At 66.1% G+C, this 17,645-nt stretch carries 13 protein-coding genes and 1 tRNA gene; 5 read left to right on the top strand and 9 right to left on the bottom strand.

Annotation, left to right across the window (positions count from 1 at the left end):
• Position 1: 1 nt before the first annotated feature.
• The 4 genes from OXM57_14720 to OXM57_14705 form a co-directional block, all read right to left on the bottom strand.
• Positions 2-1,555, bottom strand: coding sequence for an ABC transporter permease subunit (locus tag OXM57_14720; protein ID MDE0353931.1), 1,554 nt, complete (start codon positions 1,553-1,555; stop codon positions 2-4).
• A 99-nt stretch (positions 1,556-1,654) separates the two neighbouring features.
• Positions 1,655-2,800 carry an amino acid ABC transporter substrate-binding protein gene (locus OXM57_14715; GenBank protein MDE0353930.1) on the bottom strand — a complete coding sequence of 382 codons (1,146 nt, stop codon included), beginning with the start codon at positions 2,798-2,800 and terminating at the stop codon, positions 1,655-1,657.
• Between the two features lie 64 nt (positions 2,801-2,864).
• Positions 2,865-4,715, bottom strand: coding sequence for a 1-deoxy-D-xylulose-5-phosphate synthase (dxs, locus tag OXM57_14710; protein MDE0353929.1), 1,851 nt, complete (start codon positions 4,713-4,715; stop codon positions 2,865-2,867).
• 75 nt (positions 4,716-4,790) lie between these two features.
• Complete coding sequence (locus OXM57_14705) at positions 4,791-5,453, bottom strand: phosphoribosyltransferase family protein (protein ID MDE0353928.1); 663 nt, start codon at positions 5,451-5,453, stop codon at positions 4,791-4,793.
• 115 nt (positions 5,454-5,568) lie between these two features.
• Here OXM57_14705 and OXM57_14700 point away from each other — a divergent pair, with 115 nt between their 5' ends.
• From OXM57_14700 to OXM57_14690, 3 genes are all read left to right on the top strand, one after another.
• Positions 5,569-6,636, top strand: coding sequence for a mechanosensitive ion channel family protein (locus OXM57_14700; protein MDE0353927.1), 1,068 nt, complete (start codon positions 5,569-5,571; stop codon positions 6,634-6,636).
• Between the two features lie 130 nt (positions 6,637-6,766).
• A complete protein-coding gene (locus tag OXM57_14695) occupies positions 6,767-7,621 on the top strand; it encodes a universal stress protein (GenBank protein ID MDE0353926.1) in 855 nt (284 codons plus the stop codon).
• A gap of 44 nt (positions 7,622-7,665) precedes the next feature.
• Positions 7,666-7,739, top strand: a tRNA-Ile gene (locus OXM57_14690).
• 11 nt (positions 7,740-7,750) lie between these two features.
• Here OXM57_14690 and OXM57_14685 read toward each other — a convergent pair.
• Together OXM57_14685 and OXM57_14680 are read right to left on the bottom strand one after the other, a co-directional pair.
• Complete coding sequence (locus tag OXM57_14685) at positions 7,751-8,023, bottom strand: aminotransferase class III-fold pyridoxal phosphate-dependent enzyme (protein MDE0353925.1); 273 nt, start codon at positions 8,021-8,023, stop codon at positions 7,751-7,753.
• A 96-nt stretch (positions 8,024-8,119) separates the two neighbouring features.
• Positions 8,120-10,144 carry a CocE/NonD family hydrolase gene (locus tag OXM57_14680; GenBank protein ID MDE0353924.1) on the bottom strand — a complete coding sequence of 675 codons (2,025 nt, stop codon included), beginning with the start codon at positions 10,142-10,144 and terminating at the stop codon, positions 8,120-8,122.
• A gap of 203 nt (positions 10,145-10,347) precedes the next feature.
• On the opposite strand from OXM57_14680, the gene OXM57_14675 reads away from it, so the two are divergent.
• Both OXM57_14675 and OXM57_14670 read left to right on the top strand, forming a co-directional pair.
• Entirely contained in the window at positions 10,348-11,343 is a 996-nt protein-coding gene (locus OXM57_14675) for a hypothetical protein (GenBank protein ID MDE0353923.1), read from the top strand.
• A 122-nt stretch (positions 11,344-11,465) separates the two neighbouring features.
• A complete protein-coding gene (locus tag OXM57_14670; protein ID MDE0353922.1) occupies positions 11,466-12,272 on the top strand; it encodes a hypothetical protein in 807 nt (268 codons plus the stop codon).
• A 272-nt stretch (positions 12,273-12,544) separates the two neighbouring features.
• Here OXM57_14670 and OXM57_14665 read toward each other — a convergent pair whose 3' ends face one another.
• The 3 genes from OXM57_14665 to OXM57_14655 are packed head-to-tail and all read right to left on the bottom strand — an operon-like array spanning position 12,545 to position 17,508.
• A complete protein-coding gene (locus OXM57_14665) occupies positions 12,545-14,251 on the bottom strand; it encodes a hydantoinase B/oxoprolinase family protein (GenBank protein MDE0353921.1) in 1,707 nt (568 codons plus the stop codon).
• On the bottom strand, positions 14,244-16,283 hold the full coding sequence (locus OXM57_14660; GenBank protein ID MDE0353920.1) for a hydantoinase/oxoprolinase family protein: 2,040 nt from the start codon (positions 16,281-16,283) through the stop codon (positions 14,244-14,246). The genes OXM57_14665 and OXM57_14660 overlap by 8 nt, the downstream gene beginning before the upstream one ends.
• A 28-nt stretch (positions 16,284-16,311) precedes the next feature.
• On the bottom strand, positions 16,312-17,508 hold the full coding sequence (locus OXM57_14655; GenBank protein MDE0353919.1) for an amidohydrolase family protein: 1,197 nt from the start codon (positions 17,506-17,508) through the stop codon (positions 16,312-16,314).
• Between the last annotated feature and the right edge of the window lie 137 nt (positions 17,509-17,645).

Genomic DNA, 17,645 nt, shown 5'->3' with positions numbered 1-17,645 from the left:
ATCAGCGCTCCACCAGGGCCATCTTGCGGTTGTAGTAGTTCACGATGCCCGACAGGATCAGGCTTACGAGCGAGTAGAAGCCCATCCAGAAGATGAACACCGCCAATGCCTGGCCTTCCTGGTTGAAGATGGTCTGGCCGACCTGGACGATGTCGGCGTAGGCCACGGCGATACCCAAGGAGGTGTTCTTGGCCAGGTTCAGATACTGGGAACCGAGCGGGGGAAGGATGATCCGGAAGGCTTGGGGCAGCACGACCAGGCGCAGCACCTGGCCCCGGCGCAGACCGACCGCCGCCGCGGCCTCACCCTGACCGCGCGGCACGGCCATGATCCCGGCCCGCACGATCTCGGCGATGAAGGCCGCGGTGTAGAGCGTGACTCCCATCCAGACCGCCATGAAGCCCGGTGTGAGTGCCTTACCGACCTCGTGGGAGTACTGGGGGAATCTGGTGGGCACTACCACCTCGGGAAGGGTGAAGCGCAGGGGGGCGCCGCCGGCAAAGTCGAACCGTGACGCCAGGAAGTCGAAGAGCGGCTCGAACCCCCAGTTCATCTGGTACCAGAGCGTCCGTCCCAGAACACTGGAGAGGGTTGCCTGCCCGGCCCCGGATACGAAGAACAGCATCACCCCGATTCCCACCACGGCCGCCACTGCCAGGCGGAAGTAGTCGTCATCCGAGAGTTTGGCCATCCCGGCGGGCGACCGGAGCCGCCTCAGATACCGCACGATGTAGCGGGCCGCCAACAAGACAGCGAGGGCGGCCAGTACCAGCTGGAGACCGATCACCGGTACTACCCCGGCCACCCAGGCGAGGGCGGTGAACAGCCATCCCAACGCTCCGGCGACGGGATGGGCGAACCAGCCTCCCACCAGGAAGACGGCGAAAGTGCCGATCGACCAGGCGAAGGCGTGGGTATCGTGCCCCTCTCGCTCCTGGAGCGCGATCCGGCGCCGGTACACCCAGCGTGCCGCCACCACGCCGAGGATGAGCAGCACGGTGTACTGCCAGCGGCCGGCCAGGGGGGTGAGCCAGGGCATGGCAATGCCCTTGGGGCTGGCGAACAGCCACCGGGACCCCTCCATCTCGGGGGTCAGATCCGGCAGGAGCCCGACGATCAGTGCCTGCCAGAACAGGATCTGGACGAGCAGCGGGATGTTGCGGAAGAACTCGATGTAGGCGTTGGCGATCCTCGAGACGATCCAGTTGGATGACAGCCTCGAAATCCCGATCACCGTGCCGAGGATGGTGGCGGCGATGACACCGCTCCAGGTGACCCTCAACATGTTGACCATTCCCACCGCCAGCGCCTCCAGGCCCGACTCGGGATCGGTGTTGAACCCCTCACCGAGTTTGACGCCCAGTGGTTCGCCTAGGAAGTCCCACGAGAACGGGATGCCGGTGGCCCGAAGATTGCTGGTGGCCTGGGTTATGACCACATAGCCCAGCCAGAGGAGGCCGACGAGGATGCCGATTTGGGTGGCCCATTTGATGACGACCACGTTGCGCCATATGGGTACGCGGGTCTGAGAGGATCGGTCGGGGGGCGTGACCAATTGACCTTCCGTTATTTTGCCGGCCTCCTAAACGATACCAACAACGCGAGGAGGGGGCACCGGTTAGGCGCCCCCTCCTTGATTCGGATCTACTTGGTTTTACCGGGCCGGTGGTGCGTAGACGAGACCGCCCTCGGTCCAGCGGGCATTGGCCGAGCCGGCTCGGGCGAACCCGAGCGGGTGCAGGTTGTTGGCGTAGATCTCGTCGTAGTTGCCGACCTGCCGGATGGCCTGGGCGTACGCGTCAGCCGCGAGACCCATCTTGGTCTGGAGCTCGTCCTCGCCTACGCCGAGGAAGCGACCCGCTTCGGGGTCGGGCGGGTTCGCCACCATCTCGTCGATGTTCTCGGACGTAACGCCCTTCTCGTCAGCGATGATCAGGATGTACACCAACCAGTTCACCACGTCGGCCCACTGGCTGTCGTTCTGCCGGTACATGGGGCCGAGCGGCTCCTTGGAGATCGGAGTGGTCGGGAAGATGATCCAGTCTCCCTCGGCGATCTCGCCGTTCTGGATGGCGGCATAGCGGTGGCCGAACAGGGCCGAGCCGTCGGTGGTCACCAGGTCGCAGGAACCCGCCCGGAAGAGGTCCATGGCCTCCGGGAAGTTCTCCACGGTCACCAGCTCGATCTCGGCGCCGACCACGCGGGCGCCCTCGGTGATGTTCTTCTCGGTGGTGGTACCGGCGTTGGTGCAGAGCCTGGCGCCGTCCACGTCCACCAGAGTCGAAGCATCGGTGAAGCCGAAGTCGGCCTTACCCATGATCTGCTGGCCGTCGTAGAACGTGGTGGGTCCGAAGTCACCGCCGATCTCCGTATCTCGGCTCTGGGTCCAGGTCGTGTTACGGAACAGCACGTCGACCTCGCCGGCGGCGAGCACGTTGAAGCGCTCGGCGGCGGTGGTGCCCACGAACTCGACCGCATTGGCATCACCTAGCACAGCTGCTGCCAGGGCTCGGCAGTAGTCGGCGTCGAATCCGGTGTAGGAACCGTCGTCCTGGGGCTCGGCGAAACCGATGGCGGCGGTTGACACACCGCATCGCAGGCTACCGCGGGCCTGGATCTCGCCCAGCGTGCCGCCCTGCAGAGGAGTTACCGTCACTTCCTCGGGCTGGGTGGTGGCAGCCTGGGTTGCGGCCGTAGTCGTCTCCTGGGCGGCTGTCGTGGCGGCAGGCTCGTCGTCGGCTCCGCATGAAGCAACGACCATCGCAAGCACCACGAACACAGGTACTAGCCTTCGAGTCATTAGTAGGCCCCTTTCCGTTCTCGCGTCTTGGTTGGCGTCATTCCCCACCTGCCGGGACTTCTGGCTATAACACCGCCGCATGCTGGTGTTCCTTGACCGCCGAGACGATCCCAGAAGCGTCCATCCGGTAACGGGCGAGAAGTTCTTCGATCTTACCATGAGGAAGGTGTGCAGTCGGGAGGCCGATCGTCACCACCCGGGCTGACCCCGGGCCATCCACCTGGTCGCGGATCGCCTGCCCGATGCCGCCGGCGCGCAGCCCGTCCTCGGCGGTAACCACCAGTTCGTGCCGGGCGGCGTCGCCGATCATCACCGGATCGAGCGGCTTCACCACCCTCGGGTCCCAAACGGAGCAGCTGACTCCCTCACGTTCGAGGACGTCGGCCGCTTCGGAGACGGGTTCCAGCATCTTGCCGATGCCGATCAGGCAGACTTCGGATCCCTCGCGGACCCGGCGAGCCGACAGCCCGGATCCCACCTCATCGATCGATGCTCGGAGGGGCGGGGTCTTGGGCCACCGGATGGCGGAGGGGCCGGTGGTTATCTCGAGCGCGGTGTCGAGCATCACGGGGAGTTCCTCGTACGAGGAGGGAGCGAAGATGGTCATGCCCGGGATCTTCGAGAGCAGCACCATGTCGAGCAGTCCGTGATGGGAGGCGCCGTCGTCTCCCGTGATACCGGCCCGGTCGAGGCAGAAGATGACGGGGCAGCCGTGGAGCGCGGTGTCGAGGTTGATCTGGTCGAGCGCCCGGGTGAGGAAGGTGGAGTAGATGGCCACCACCGGACGGAGGCCTCCCATGGCCATGCCCGTGGCCATCGCCACCGCGTGCTGCTCCGCGATCCCGACGTCGAAGACCCGGTCCGGGAACCGGTTCTGGAGCGGTAGCACTCCGGTCGAGTCGGGCATGGCGGCGGTGATCGCCACCAGCTCGGGATGGCGGCCGGCGAGCGCCAGCAGGTGTTCGGCAAATGCGGCCGTGTAGCTGCCTTCCTTGATGGACGAGAGGTCGTGCATCGCCTTGATGGGGTCGTTCTCGGCCGGCGCGTAGCCGCGGCCCTTCTGGGTGATCACATGCACCACGGTGGGGCCGCTCATCGCCCGGACGTTCTTGAGGATGCGTTCGAGCTCGGGCAGATCGTGGCCGTTGAACGGACCGAAGTAGCGGATGCCGAACTGCTCGAAGATCTGGGGCGGTTCCCACATCTGGCGAATGGCCACTTCGGTCGCGTCTATCCCACGGCTCACCAGGTCCGCCACCCAGGGAATCGACTCGGCAATCGAGCGGGCGACGCCCTGGCCGCGCTCGTAGACGGAGGTGGTCCGGAGCTTGATGAGGCTCTCGGACAGCCTGGAGATGGTCGGTGCGTAGGAACGGCCGTTGTCGTTGAGGACGATGGTGACGTCGGCACCGGAATGGCCGATGTTGTTGAGCCCCTCGAGTGCCATGCCCCCGGTCAGCGAGCCATCGCCCACGATCGCCACCACCCGGCGGTCATCACCACCGGCCTGGAAGGCGGCGGCCAGACCGTGGGAGTAGGAGAGCGCGGTCGAGGCGTGGCTGTTCTCGATCCAGTCGTGTTCGGACTCCGCCCGGCTGGGATAACCGGACATACCATCGGGAAGCCGGAGGGTGGCGAATTGACGCCGCCGCCCGGTCAGCAGCTTGTGGGGGTAGGCCTGGTGCCCGGTGTCGAACAGGATGGCGTCGTGGGGGGACCGGAAGACACGGTGCAGCGCCAGCGTGAGCTCGACTATCCCCAGGTTCGACCCCAGGTGGCCACCGTTCCGGGTGACCGTGGCCACGATGAGGTGGCGGATCTCGGTGGCCAACTCCTCGAGTTCCTCGAAGCCGAGGGATCGGAGATCGGCAGGCCCCCGGATGGTATCCAGCAGGGGAGTGTCGGGAAGTGTCATTATCACTACTCTACAGGCGAAACCCTGTTCACCGCCCAACTTTCGAGGGTTGCGGAGAGTACCGGCTAAGCCGGCTCAGCGCCCCGGCTCGTGGCCGGGCGTCCATTGCCGGGCAAGGTCCAGTAGCTCGACCACCGAATGGTCCGGGGTGGGCCGGAAGTCGCGATAGAACATGCCGATGGCCGCGAAGCGCCGCGGCGTGTGGGCCACCACCAGCTCGTCAGCCACCTCGGCGAAGGTTGCCGATGCGTCGCGGGGAGCGACCGGAGCGGCCAGCACGACCCGCCCGGCCCCGAGGCGCCGGGTGATCAGGCAGGCGGCACGGGCGGTGGCGCCCGTGGCGATGCCGTCATCGACGATCACCGCGGTTTTGCCCTCCAGATCTGCGGGACGGGCATTGCCACGGAACCGTTCCGCCTGGCGGGCCAGTTCGCGGCGCTCTCTACGCTCCACCCGCTCGACGGCCGCCGACCGTATACCGAGCCGTTCGATCCGTTGCTCGTCCAGGACGCGTACCCCGCCCTCGCCGATGGCGCCCATGGCCAGTTCCGGCTGGACCGGTACCCCTAGCTTGCGGACCAGCAACACCTCCAGGGGAGCGCCGAGACGCCTAGCGATCTCGTAGCCGACCGGGACCCCGCCCCTGGGCAGGCCCAGGATCACGGCGGGTTGGCCGGCGAGGTGGCCGAGTTCTCCGGCCAACACACTGCCGGCGTGCGCCCGGTCGGTGAACCTCATGCCTCGTCCCGTGCCATGCGGTGATTGTGCCATCCGACAGGGCTAACCTGCCCTTCGGGCCGGTACCCATCCATCCGGCCTCCAAGAGAGTCTTTCAATCGAATGGTGGCGCCATATGTCTTCCTACCTGATCGCCCAGTCCGTTGCGGACGCATGCGGTGTCGATCCGGGGTCCGTGTGCGGCCTCGTCTATGACCTGACCGGTAGCAGCGGGACCGCTCGCCTTGCGGAACTGGCGGCCCGTCCGATCAAGGTGGTACTCATCCTGTTGCTGGCCTGGATCGTCAGCCGGATCGTGCGCCGATGGCTGGACAGGCTGGTGGAGGGCTGGCTGTCCAAGCGCTCTGAGGTGGCGGCGGCCATCTCCGGAACCCTCGAGCCGGATGACGACGGGCCCGGACTGGGCGAGGCCGCGCTCGAGAGGGCCCGCCGCATGGTGGACCAGCAGGAGCGGAGCGGCCAGAGGACGAGAACGCTCGGTTCGGTGCTGCGGTCGGTCTCCTCGGCGATCATCTACGGCATGGCCCTGATGATGGCCCTGGCGGAGTTCGACGTGAACCTGGGCCCCCTGATCGCCGGCGCCGGCATAGCCGGTGTGGCGATCGGTTTCGGCGCCCAGAGCCTGGTCAAGGATTTCCTCTCCGGTGTGTTCATGCTGCTCGAGGACCAGTACGGGGTGGGCGACGTGGTCGATGTGGGGGACACGGTCGGCGTCGTGGAGGAGGTCAAGCTCCGTACCACCCAGGTGCGCGACATCAACGGGACGCTCTGGTACATCCCCAACGGAGAGATCGCCCGGGTAGCCAACCTCACCCAGGACTGGGGCCAGGCCGTGGTCGACATCGAGGTCGCCTACGACACCGATATCGCGGCGGCGATGGCCCTCATCAAGGAAGTGGCGGACGGGTTGTGGCGTGAGCAACTCGAGTCGTTCACGATCATCCAGGAGCCGACCATGGCGGGTGTTCAGGCGTTCGGGGACAACTCCATCGCCCTGCGCCTGATGGTCAGGACCGAGCCCGGAGAGCAGTTCGGCACGGCGCGGGAACTGCGAAAGCGTCTCAAGTTCGCTCTTGACGACGCGGGGATCGAGATCCCGTTCCCGCAGCGCACCATCTGGGTGCGTTCGCAGCCGGGCGGGGTCGCCCTGCCGGGTGAAGGCGGTGCGGGTAGCTCCGGTTAGGGGTCTGACGGCGGGGCGGTTGCCCTTTTTTCTCACTCTCGTTCGAGCATGACCCGTTGCGGGAACGTGCGCCCGTGGGGTTGGCTAAGGTACCTGTCCGTGCTGGTTCCCCGGGCTCGGTTTGGCTGACATGCAGCAAGTGCTCGCTGCGGTCGATCTGTCCCCGATGTCCCGCCGCGTGGCCGATCGAGGCCGGATACTCGCAGAGGCACACCAGGCCGAACTCAGGCTGGTCCATGTCGCCGAACCGCCCGACGTCCCGCTCCCCGACGAGATGCTGGAGCGGATACACCTGTACCGCCAGAGCCAGGCGGAGGACCTGCTGACCTGGATCAATGCCCGCGCCCGATGCCAGGCGGATCTGGAGGTCCGGTCGGGGAACATGGCCATCGAACTGGCCAAGCTGTCCCGCAAAGCCGGGTTGGTGATCACCGGCACGTCCTCAGTCGATCAAACGAGGATCGGCCCCCGCACCACCAGGCTGGCCCGCAAGCTGCATGCCTCGGTGCTCAGCGTGCGGAGGCTGCTGCGTTCCCCGTATCGCCGGGCGATAGCGGCCGTAGACCTTTCCGAGGCCAGCACTTCAGCCGTCGATCTGGCCCTCCTCCTGGCGACGGGCGCCGACACGGTGACGGCCGTAGCGTCGTTACCCACCGACGACGAGACCATGCTCTCCGATGCGGGGGTCATGCCCGAACGGCTCGACGTGCTGCGCCGCGAGCGCCTCTCCCTGCTGGAGGAGCGCATGCAGAAGTTCGTAGCCGGCTGGGGCGGCCTGGTCACCCCGGTGGTCCTGGACGGGCCCCCGCCCCAAACCGTGGCCGAGTTCGCCCGGATCAGCAACGCCGACCTGGTGGTGGCCGCCAGCCGCGGCGCCGGCAACGCCAACATGGTCCTCCTGGGCAGCAACGCCGAAGCCCTCATGCGCACCGTCCCCTGCGATGTGGCCATAGCCCGCGTGCCGGGTCGCTTCTACCGCCCCTAACCCCCGCCAGGTCGGTCACTCGCCGGGATTATCCTTCCCCCACAGGGCCCGTAGCTCAAGCGGTCAGAGCAGCGGACTCATAATCCGTTGGTTGCAGGTTCGAGTCCTGCCGGGCCCACACCGTTTCTTCTAGTCCCTAGCCGGTGGGCGGTCCGCACCGCCGTCTCGTTGGCGATCGAGCCCCCCGTGCTGAAGAAGACTCTGTTGAGACCCGGTGGGGCCAGATCTGCGATCCCGGCCAAAGATCTGTCCGTAGCTCATCCGTCCGGCCTGTTCCCGGATGGCTTCCACCATCTCCTCGCGCCCGTAGCCGATGTTGACACACCACAGGCCGGCGTTGGCGTCGAAGAGCCGGTTGCCGTGGGTGTCCTCCAGGTAGCACCCGGCCGCGCCCACATACATGTCGTCCGGCGTGACCTCGGTGGTGGCCAGTTGGCTACGGGTGGAGGACGTGCGAGCGGTCTCGTCCGATCGCCGAGCGGTGGGCGACGTCGATGGTCACAGGAATCCCCGTGGGACCGAGCAGTGCCAGGTGCGCGAGAAACAGGGCATTCCATCAGTTCTAACCTCGACCGCCGTAACGCCGTGGAACGCGTCACTGTTTCCGGCAACGCGGCTGGTCGTCCGGACCTCGGTGGTGGAAGCCCCGTGGTCCACGTCGAAGCGGAAGGCGGCTTCGATGCTCGATTCCGCCGGCTTGGCCCGGTCGGTGGTAGCCCTGAAGTCCACGTGCCAGCAGATCCGGGCACCGTTGTCTTGGATGGCGTCGCTGCCCCATGAGACAACCACGCTCACCCCCGTGCCGGAGAGGCTCTCCACCAGCTCCCAGCGCAAGGGCTCGGTGGTCCCCGATGCCTCGGGAAGGGGCGGCGCGGGCCGGTAGTCCGGCGCGGGCAGGCCGGAGTCGTGCCGGCTCACCACCGGCAGGGTGACCCGCGAGGGGTGATCGCGGTCCATATGGACGGTGTTGGTCGCATGTTCGGGCAGCGGCCACACCAGTGGGAAATCGGAGCTGGCGACCATTATCCCCAATCGGTGGCCCGCGCCGAACACGTAGGAAACGGGTTCCAGCTCGATGTTCAGCTCGATAACTTCCCCCGGCACGAGGGGTGCCGGATCGGTCCGGGAGTTCCGCTGGGTGGCGTTCTTGATCACCCTGGATACCAGCGCCCACGGCCCATCGGGATGGACGTCTACCAGCTTGACCGAGAAGGCGGTGACCTCGGCGGTCGAGGACACGTACAGCGTGGCGTGGGGGAAACCGGTCAATTCGAGATCGGCCTCAAGCCGCTCTCCGATGAACACCACCGACCCGGGCGCTTCCCGGCGCTGGTCCAGGGGCAGGCCCGTATCCCCGGCGAGCCCGGTCATCAACCCCATCGTCGACACACCCACCGCGGGGTCGCACGCGTAGGAGACGCTGCCGCCCCCTCCATCTTCGGGCGCCTCATCCGTCAGGCGCCCTCCCGGCTGGAGATAGAGGGTCTCGCTCTCGGCCCGGGCCAGGGGCCAGTCGGATTCGCTCCGCCAGTAACCGGCCGCCGTCTCCCGGCGAGCTTGGGGCTGGTCGTAACCCCGCACCCATATGGCGATGGGAGGTTCGTCGACGATCCCGGTGTCCTCTCCCTTCAGGTGCTGGTCGAACCACCGCACGATCTCGTGGAGATGATCGACGCGCGGCCCCGGGAACCCGATATTGGGCGGAGTGTGCAGGTATGGGCCCACCATTAGCTTCTTGGGAACGTCCGGATTCAGGCCCATATACATGTAGAACGGGTCCGACACGAAGATGTCGTGCCAGCCGCCGATGATGAAGGTGGCGCACTGTATGTTCTCGAGCCCGTACCGGATCGAGCCCTCATGCCACGCGGGGCCATCGACCTGGTCCCGCAACCAGGAGTTGAGCCACGGCTTGTTGTTGGTGAGGTGTTCCTCCCAGATCTCCAACCAGGCGCCTTCTGGATCGGCCGCCGGAGGCGCCGCGGAAAACGCGCTCATCATGGCGTTGTAGGCGCCCGACCAGATGAACGTCTGCCACATCCCTCCCGGATGGCTGTTCTCGTAGAGGTCCCATCCGGCGTAGACCGGCGCGATGGCCTTGAGGTGGGGAGGCGCCTGGGCAGCGGTGAGCAGGGTCGAGTAACCACCGTAGGAAACCCCGGTCATGCCCACCGAGCCGTCGCACCATGGCTGCGCGGCCACCCACTCCACCGCGTCGTAACCGTCCTCCCACTCCTGGAGGCGTAACATCCGGTCGGACACACCTGCCGAGGCACCGGTCCCGCGGATGTCGAGCAGGGCGGTTATGTACCCGTGGGCGCCGTAATAGGCCACGTTATCCACCGTGGCGCCGCGCAGCAGGTCGTCCTTGCGGTATGGGTAGTACTTGAGGATCACCGGAGCGGGCTCGTCCGACTCCGGGTAGAACAGGTCGGCCGACAACTCGACACCGTCGCGCATCGGGATACGGACATTGGGCCGGGTTCGGGCCGCGGCGGGTCTTTCTTCGAGCCAGCCGGTCATAAGCCGCAGGCTAACACCGTGCCTGAACGCCCGCCTGCACCACCCGATTCCCGCGGGCTAACAATGCGCGACCGAGCGCCACGACCCGGGCCCCGCCGAGACCGGACACGGCGGCGCCACCGGCGGTACGCTCTCCCCAGATTCCAATAGGGGCACGGTGTGAACGCACCCGACATGGACGTACTGGACCTCAGACGATCAAGGTGAGCGTCTCGTTCACCGACGACGACGGGTACTCGGAGAGCCTCACCAGCCCCGCCACGACCCAGGTTTCACAGCCGCCGAACCAAGCCGCCACCGGCCTGCCCACGATTTCGGGGACCCTGCAGGTGGGTGAGACGCTCAGCGCGGATACGTCGGGGATCGGTGACGCGAATGGGCTCACAGGCGTGGAGTACGCGTATCAGTGGATCCGCAATGACGGTAACTCGGACGAGAGCATTCCCGGCGCTACCGGTCAGACGCACACCCTGACAGGAGACGACCAGGGCAAGACCATCAAGGTGAGCGTCTCGTTCACCGACGACGACGGTTACTCCGAGACATTGACCAGCGCCGCCACGACCCAGGTTTCACAGCCGCCGAACCAGGCGGCCACCGGCCTGCCCACGATTTCGGGGACCCCGCAGGTGGGTGAGACGCTCAGCGCGGATACGTCGGGGATCGGTGACGCCAATGGGCTCACAGGCGTGCAGTTCGCCGACCAGTGGATCCGCAATGACGGTAACTCGGACACGAACATTCCCGGCGCTACCGGCCAGACCCACACCCTGGCACCAGACGACCAGGGCAAGACGATCAAAGTGCAGGTCAGTTTCACGGATGACCACGGGTACTCGGAGACATTGACCAGCGCCGCCACGGCTGCGGTGGGCGAAAACCCGGTCGAGACGTTGTGGTCGGGGCAGATGACGGTGGCGGACTACGGCAACGCCAGCCTCGGCGCCTACCTCGACGACACCCTGTTCTCGAACGTAACGAGCACCATCCAACTTGAAATAAAGTCGCTTTGGTACTTTGCGCCGCAGCGGAAGCTCTATCTGGCATTCAAGGCACCGGTTGCCGGCACAGGCGACTGGACACTGCATATAGACGGACTGGCGCTTGACTTTCCGGGCGGAGACTCGAACTTCGCCTTCAGAAACGTCGACTTGTCCCGGACGGCCAACCAGGTTGTCAACGTGACAATCGTTCGATGAGACAGCGGTGTGCTGCAACTGGGACAGGCCTAGAGAAGGGAAATCATCGTTGGCTGACAAGAGCATCCGAAGCTAAGGGCGTGCCGGACCGACGGTCTTGCGCTCCCACTGTCCGAAGGATCGTGGCCCTGGTCGCTCTCCTTTCCCTGGTCGCTGCCATCACGTCATGCGGGGATGACCCCGAGCCGGAGACTGACGCATCCGCTGCGAAGGTCGCCGCCGCCGCTCCGGCCACTACCGCCGCCCCGGTGGTGGGTACTCCACTGCCAGAACCCGAACCGGAGCCGCCCACCACTCCGACCGCGGAGCTCTTCCCGAGCCGAGACGTTCTCAACTATCTGGAGGACATGCAAGGGATAGCGGTCCGGGTCGGCGAACTGGTGGTCGACATGAGGGCGGCCAACAACGATTGGGACAACCGCTTCGAGACCGGAGCGATGTACGGAGATACGGAAACGCGATTGGAGGACATCGAACGTCGGGCTCTCGCCCTCCGCGACGACATCGGGTTGATCGAACCACCACCGGATCGGGGTCTGCCGGTGGAACACCAGACGGCTTGGCTGGCGCTGGGCCAGATGGCCGATGCGGCGGTCGACGCCCTGGCCGGGTTTCGTTCGCCCGACACCGTACACCATCGGCGCCCCGCGCTGACGGAGTTCCTGATGGCGTACGAACGGTTCGCCGGTGCCTTCGACCGGATAGTTCAGATCATCGGGGTGGGGGCGGGGGTGTCTCTGCCCACGACGGGCACGACCGCGGCTCAGGCCACCACCACGACCGAGGCAGAGACGACCACTACCACGGAGGGAGAGACGACGACCACCACCGAGGGGGAAACGACCGATACCACGGAGGGAGAGACGACGACCACCACCGAGGGGGAAACGACCGATACCACGGAGGGAGAGACGACGACCACCACCTAGAGCGGCCAGAGTACCGTGCCACCGACTCCGGATGTCGGGTACCGGGTGGTGGAAGAGGGCGCCGTAGACGCTGACGTCCGCCCCGTTGCGTGCTCGGCTCATTCGGCCATCACAAAGGCCACGAGGTACGGCAACGGGTCCCGAGAACCTGATCCGCTTCCTGGTCGACATGCTGCCGCGCCCTGACCGGGAGGGGTTGCCAGACGTTTCGCTCCTTCAATCGGAGTGTCAATCCGGACGAAGATGAAGGGTGGCCGGGAGACGAGTTTCCATCATGCGCGGAGGGTTGCCGTTCGTTTGGTGTCCACGTTGAAGGTGGCGGGGTCCACTGCGACGCCGTAGTCGCGTTCGGCTGCCTCGACGGATACGAAGCCGTTGCGGACGTCTTTCGCCACCAGTGCCGGGTCGCGCTCGAAGGGGTTGCCCCAGCCGCCGCCGCCTCCGGTGTTGTTGGCGAGAACCTGTCCGGCTTCGAGGAAGTTGTAGCTGCCTGCCTTCCGCTCCTCGTTTTCCGTTCCCGGGTCGATCACGACGTGGTTGGGGTCGGCTTCCTTCCCGCCGTTGATGCCCCATGGAGGGCTCACGGTCTTGTACAGGATCGCTATGGCGGTGGCAGGGGCGAGGAACCGGTAGACCCTGCTGATACCCACGCCGCCGCGGTGCTTACCGGGGCCTCCGGTGTCGGGCCGGTAGCCGTAGTGGTCGATCAGCAGCGGACCCTTGATTTCCAGCACCTCCACGGGATTGTTGCGGCAGCCGGGCTCGCTCAGATGCATGATGCCGTCTTCACCATCTCCGCCGGCGTGGGCGCCGAAGCCGACCGCGTCGTTCATGCCCTCCAGCCACGGTCCTCCGGTCCGGGGATCGTCTCCGAGAGCCATGACGGAACACACGTCGCCCCCGGAACAGGCGGGTACGCGGTCCGGCATCCCCTGTGCCAGGGCCTTCAGCATCACCTCGCCGCCCAGCAATCCACCCCACAGGGTGAAGGTGGGCATGGGTGGAACGGCGTGCATCACCGATCCCTCCTTGGTGATCACCCGCAACGGGCGGAAGTTGCCGGCCGTCACCGGCCATTCGGGAGTGGTGAGAGCCTTGAAGATCAGGCAGTTGAACGCCTCGGTCAAGCCCCGCGGTAGGTTGATCGGACCGCGAACCCCTTCGTCGCTCCCCGTCCAGTCGACGATCATCTCGTCGTCGGTGATAGTGATAGTCACGGCCATCTTTATCGGTCTGTCGAGATCCACCCCGTCGTTGTCCATGTAGTCCTCGGCGCTCCACGTGCCTTTGGGCATTCGCCGCAGGGCCGCCAGCGCCAGCCGTTCGCCGTGGACGTTGATGGCGTCCATGGCGGCGGTGAGGGTCTCGACCCCGAACTTGTCGGCGATTTCACGGGTTCGCCTGACCCCGGTGACGACAGCCGACACCTGGGCCTGCAAATCCCCGATCGTGTGGCTGGGCATCCGGCTGTTGAAGCGCACGATGTTGAATACGTCCTCGTTGATCTCGCCTTCCCGGTACAGCTTCACGACCGGGAAGAAGATCCCCTCCTGGTACATGTCGGTGGAGTCGAGTACGTATCCCGGGTCCTTCTGCTTGAGGTCGAGCACATGGCACCGGCAGGACGCGAACCCGACCAGGCGCCCGTCGAAATGGATCGGAGCGAACACGAGCGGGTCGAGCGTATGGGCCGACGACCAGTACGGATAGTTGTTTATGAACACGTCCCCGGGCTTCATCGAATCCGTTCCCAGGAACTCGATCGATCGCTTGATGCCGTAGTCGTTGCCGCGGGTGAACACGGCGATGCCCGGAGCGTCGGCAGCGATGTCTCCGTTCACATCGTGCAGTCCCACCCCGTAGTCGTGGGTTTCGTAGACGACCGTGTTGTAGGACGTACGGCACAGGTTCCGGGCCATCTCCTCGCAGGCCGAGAGAAGCCCGTGACGGATGATCTCGGTCGTTATGGCGTCAACCATCGGTAACCCCCAGTGTTATCACGAGTTCGCCATGCTCCCCCACCACCAGATGGTCGCCCGGATGGATGACGGTGGTGGCGGTGTGCTCGACTATCACCGCCGGTCCGGCGATCTCGTCATCACGGCAGAGGTCCTCCCTCCTGTACACCCCGGCAGGGGCCCGGTAGGCGCCCCCGGCGTCAAGGACCGGCCGGGTCGCGAACGGCTCGGGCAGCCCGGCCTCCCGGCGGGGAAGTGTCGGCAACCTGGGTTGATCGACCGTCCCGGTGGCGCTCAGACGCAGCGTCGTGACCTCGACCGGATCGGTCATCGTATGGCCGTACTGGCGATGGTGGAGTTCGGCGAACCGCTGTCCCAGATATGCGATCGGGTCCGCTGTCCCGGCCGGGAGGGTGATCGACACCGGATGTTCCTGGCCGGAGTACCTGACGTCGACCGAGCGCGCCAGCACCTGCCTCTCGACAGGAAAGCCCTCCGACTGCAGCGTATCTACTGCTCGCGCCGACATCTCGGCGTACGAGCTTTCGAGCCGTCCGGCCTCGAGAGACTCCAGCGGCATCAAGGCGGTCTGCGCGAAGTCGTGCTGTACGTGCGCCATCAGCATTCCCAGCGCGGAGAAGGCGCCCTGGCCCGGAGGGATGATGACGGTGCCCATACCCAACTCTCGGGCCACGTCGACCGCCACTATCCCGCCGGCGCCGCCGAACGCCAGGAGCGCGAAGTCCTTCGGGTCGCGGCCCAACTCGACGGTGATCGAGCGCACCGCTCCCATGACCTTGACCGCCGAGATCCGTACCACACCGAGGGCGAGCTCCTCCACTGTTATGCCCATGCGCTCAGCGAGCGGTTCCAGTGCGCCGCGGGCTAGATCCGCGTCGAGGGTCAAGGTCCCTCCCAGCGGGGTCTCCTGGCCGAGATAACCCACTACGAGGGCGGCGTCGGTGAACGTGGCCTCGCTTCCACCGGATCCATAGGAGGCGGGCCCCGGATCCGCGCCGGCACTGTGCGGCCCGACCTGGAGTCCGCCCGCTTCGTCAGTCCAGGCGATCGAGCCACCGCCGGCTCCGATCGTGTGGATGTAAAGCGACGAGATGTTTATGGGCAGGCTCTCGAACTCGGCGCCCTGGTGCATGACCGGTTGCCCCTCGATGACGAGCGAGGCGTCCAGACTGGTACCGCCCATGTCGACCGTGACGAGGTTGGGCTCCCCGATCATCCGGGCGAACCCCGCCGCTCCGATCACGCCTCCCGCCGGTCCTGACAGGATCAGGTTCACGGGGTTCTCACGGGCGGAAGACGCCGTCATGGCGCCACCGCCGGACCGCATCATCAGGAACCGACCCTTGAAGCCTCCTGCCGCCAACTCTGCGCCCAGGTCGTACAGGTAGGTCCGCACGATCGGTTTGATGTATGCGTCAAGGACCGCCGTACTGGTCCGCTCGTACTCCCGGTACTCGCGGGAAAGATCCGACGAGATCGACACCTCCACTTCGGGGATGACCTCTGCCAGAACCTGCCGCATCGCCACTTCATGGGCAGGGTTGGTATAGGAGTGCAGGAAGGCAACGGCCACCGCCTCGTAGCCTCCGTCGCGTATCAGTGCGGCAATCCGGCGGGCGTCGGCTTCATCGAATTCGGTGCGGACGGAGCCGTCGTACATGAGGCGCTCCGTCACCTCGAAGGTGTCGCATCGTTGCACCAGGCGGGGAGGGGTCCGGTACAGGATGTCGTAGTTCCCGTCCCGGGAGGTCCGCCCCAGCAGGTAAACGTCCCGAAACCCCGCTGTGGCCACTACGGCGGTTCGGGAGCCGGAGCGGGTCAGCAGCGCGTTAAGGGCCAGGGTGGTGCCGTGGGTGAACAGGGATGTGCGGTCAAGCGCCGCGTCGACCCGGGCGATGGAATCGATCACCCCCAGGCTCGGGTCGTCCGGCGTGGTGGGTACCTTCTCGAAGCGGATCTCTCCGCTGCCGTCGAGATGGACCACGTCCGTGAACGTGCCGCCCACGTCGACGGCGAGGCGGTTGGGGCTCATCGGCCTTCCTCGCCGATGAAGGTGCGCATCATGGTTCCACCACCTTTCCCGATCGGATGACCAGCCGATCCGGTGACCAGAGCACGTCGGTTCGCTCGAAGGGGTTGCCTCCCAGCACCACCAGGTCGGCGATGGCGCCCTCCCGGATCACCCCCAGGTCCGGTCGCCGCAGGATGGATGCGTTGACCGAGGTGGCGGAGCGGAGGACGTCGCCTACCGTATCCACCTCGCACCGGTTCCTGAATTCGAGGAGCTGTTCGTCCTCCAGGTCGCCGACCAGGTCGGTTCCGAGACCGATGCGTACTCCGGCCCGGCGGGCGATGCCGATCGACGACAGGCCCGCTTCCAGTACCTCGCGGTTCTTGCGCTCGGAGACCGGGGAAAGGCCGAGACCGGGGCCGCGCCGTCCCATGGCGTCATAGGCGATCAGGGTGGGGACCAGATAGGCGCCGTGTTCCGCCATGAGCACGGCTGCCTGCTCGTTGATGAGGTTTCCGTGTTCGATGGTCCGCACGCCGTTCGTCACCGAGTGGGCGATCGCCTCTGGGGAGTAGGCGTGGGCGGCTACGTAGGAGTCCCGCCGTGATGCCTCGTCACAGACGGCCCTCACCTCTTCAGCGGAGTACTGCCTGATACGGAGCGGATCCGTGGGCGAAGCCACACCCCCGGAAGTGAAGATCTTGATGGCGTGGGAACCGGTCCGGAAACGCTCCCGCACCGCCCGTCGCAGATCGTCGACCCCGTCGACGATCTCCCCGGCATGGTGGCCGAGGACCTCGATGGCGAGGTGACCGGGACGGGCATCGCCGTGCCCTCCGGTCTGGGTGAGGCCCGGACCGGTGAAGAGGTAGCGGGGACCGTCGATGATCCCCTCGTCGATGGCGGTCCGGAGGCCGATGTCGCCGCCCGCCACGTCTCGTACGGTGGTGAACCCGCGGCGTAGGGTGGCTTCCAGGCGGCGGGCCGCCTTGGCGGCCACGTAGCTCATCGGCAAGGCCTCGTTCTCCAAGAGATCCACGCTCACCGTGTAGGCATGCAAATGGGCGTCGATCAGGCCGGGTGTCACGACACGACCCCGGGCGTCGATCACCCGCGCCGCCTCCGGAGGTGGACCCTCCAAGCCCACGATCCGCCCACCCTCGGTGTGGATCGGGTACTCCACCGGCTCGGGGCCGACACCGTCGAACACCAGACCGTTCACGATCGACAGCAGATTGGCGGTCAACGGAGCCTCACATCGGCAGGACACGCGTGCCCAACTCGTACGAGGCAGTTGGAACAAGTCGTCCCCGCCTTCGATGCAGCCATTGTTGACGATCGTCGAGATTCCCCGGTCTCGATCAGTGAATTTCCCCACCCTGT

This window comes from bacterium (assembly GCA_028820935.1).
Lineage (GTDB): Bacteria > Actinomycetota > Acidimicrobiia > Spongiisociales > Spongiisociaceae > Spongiisocius.
This window is presented reverse-complemented; position numbering and strand designations above follow the sequence as displayed.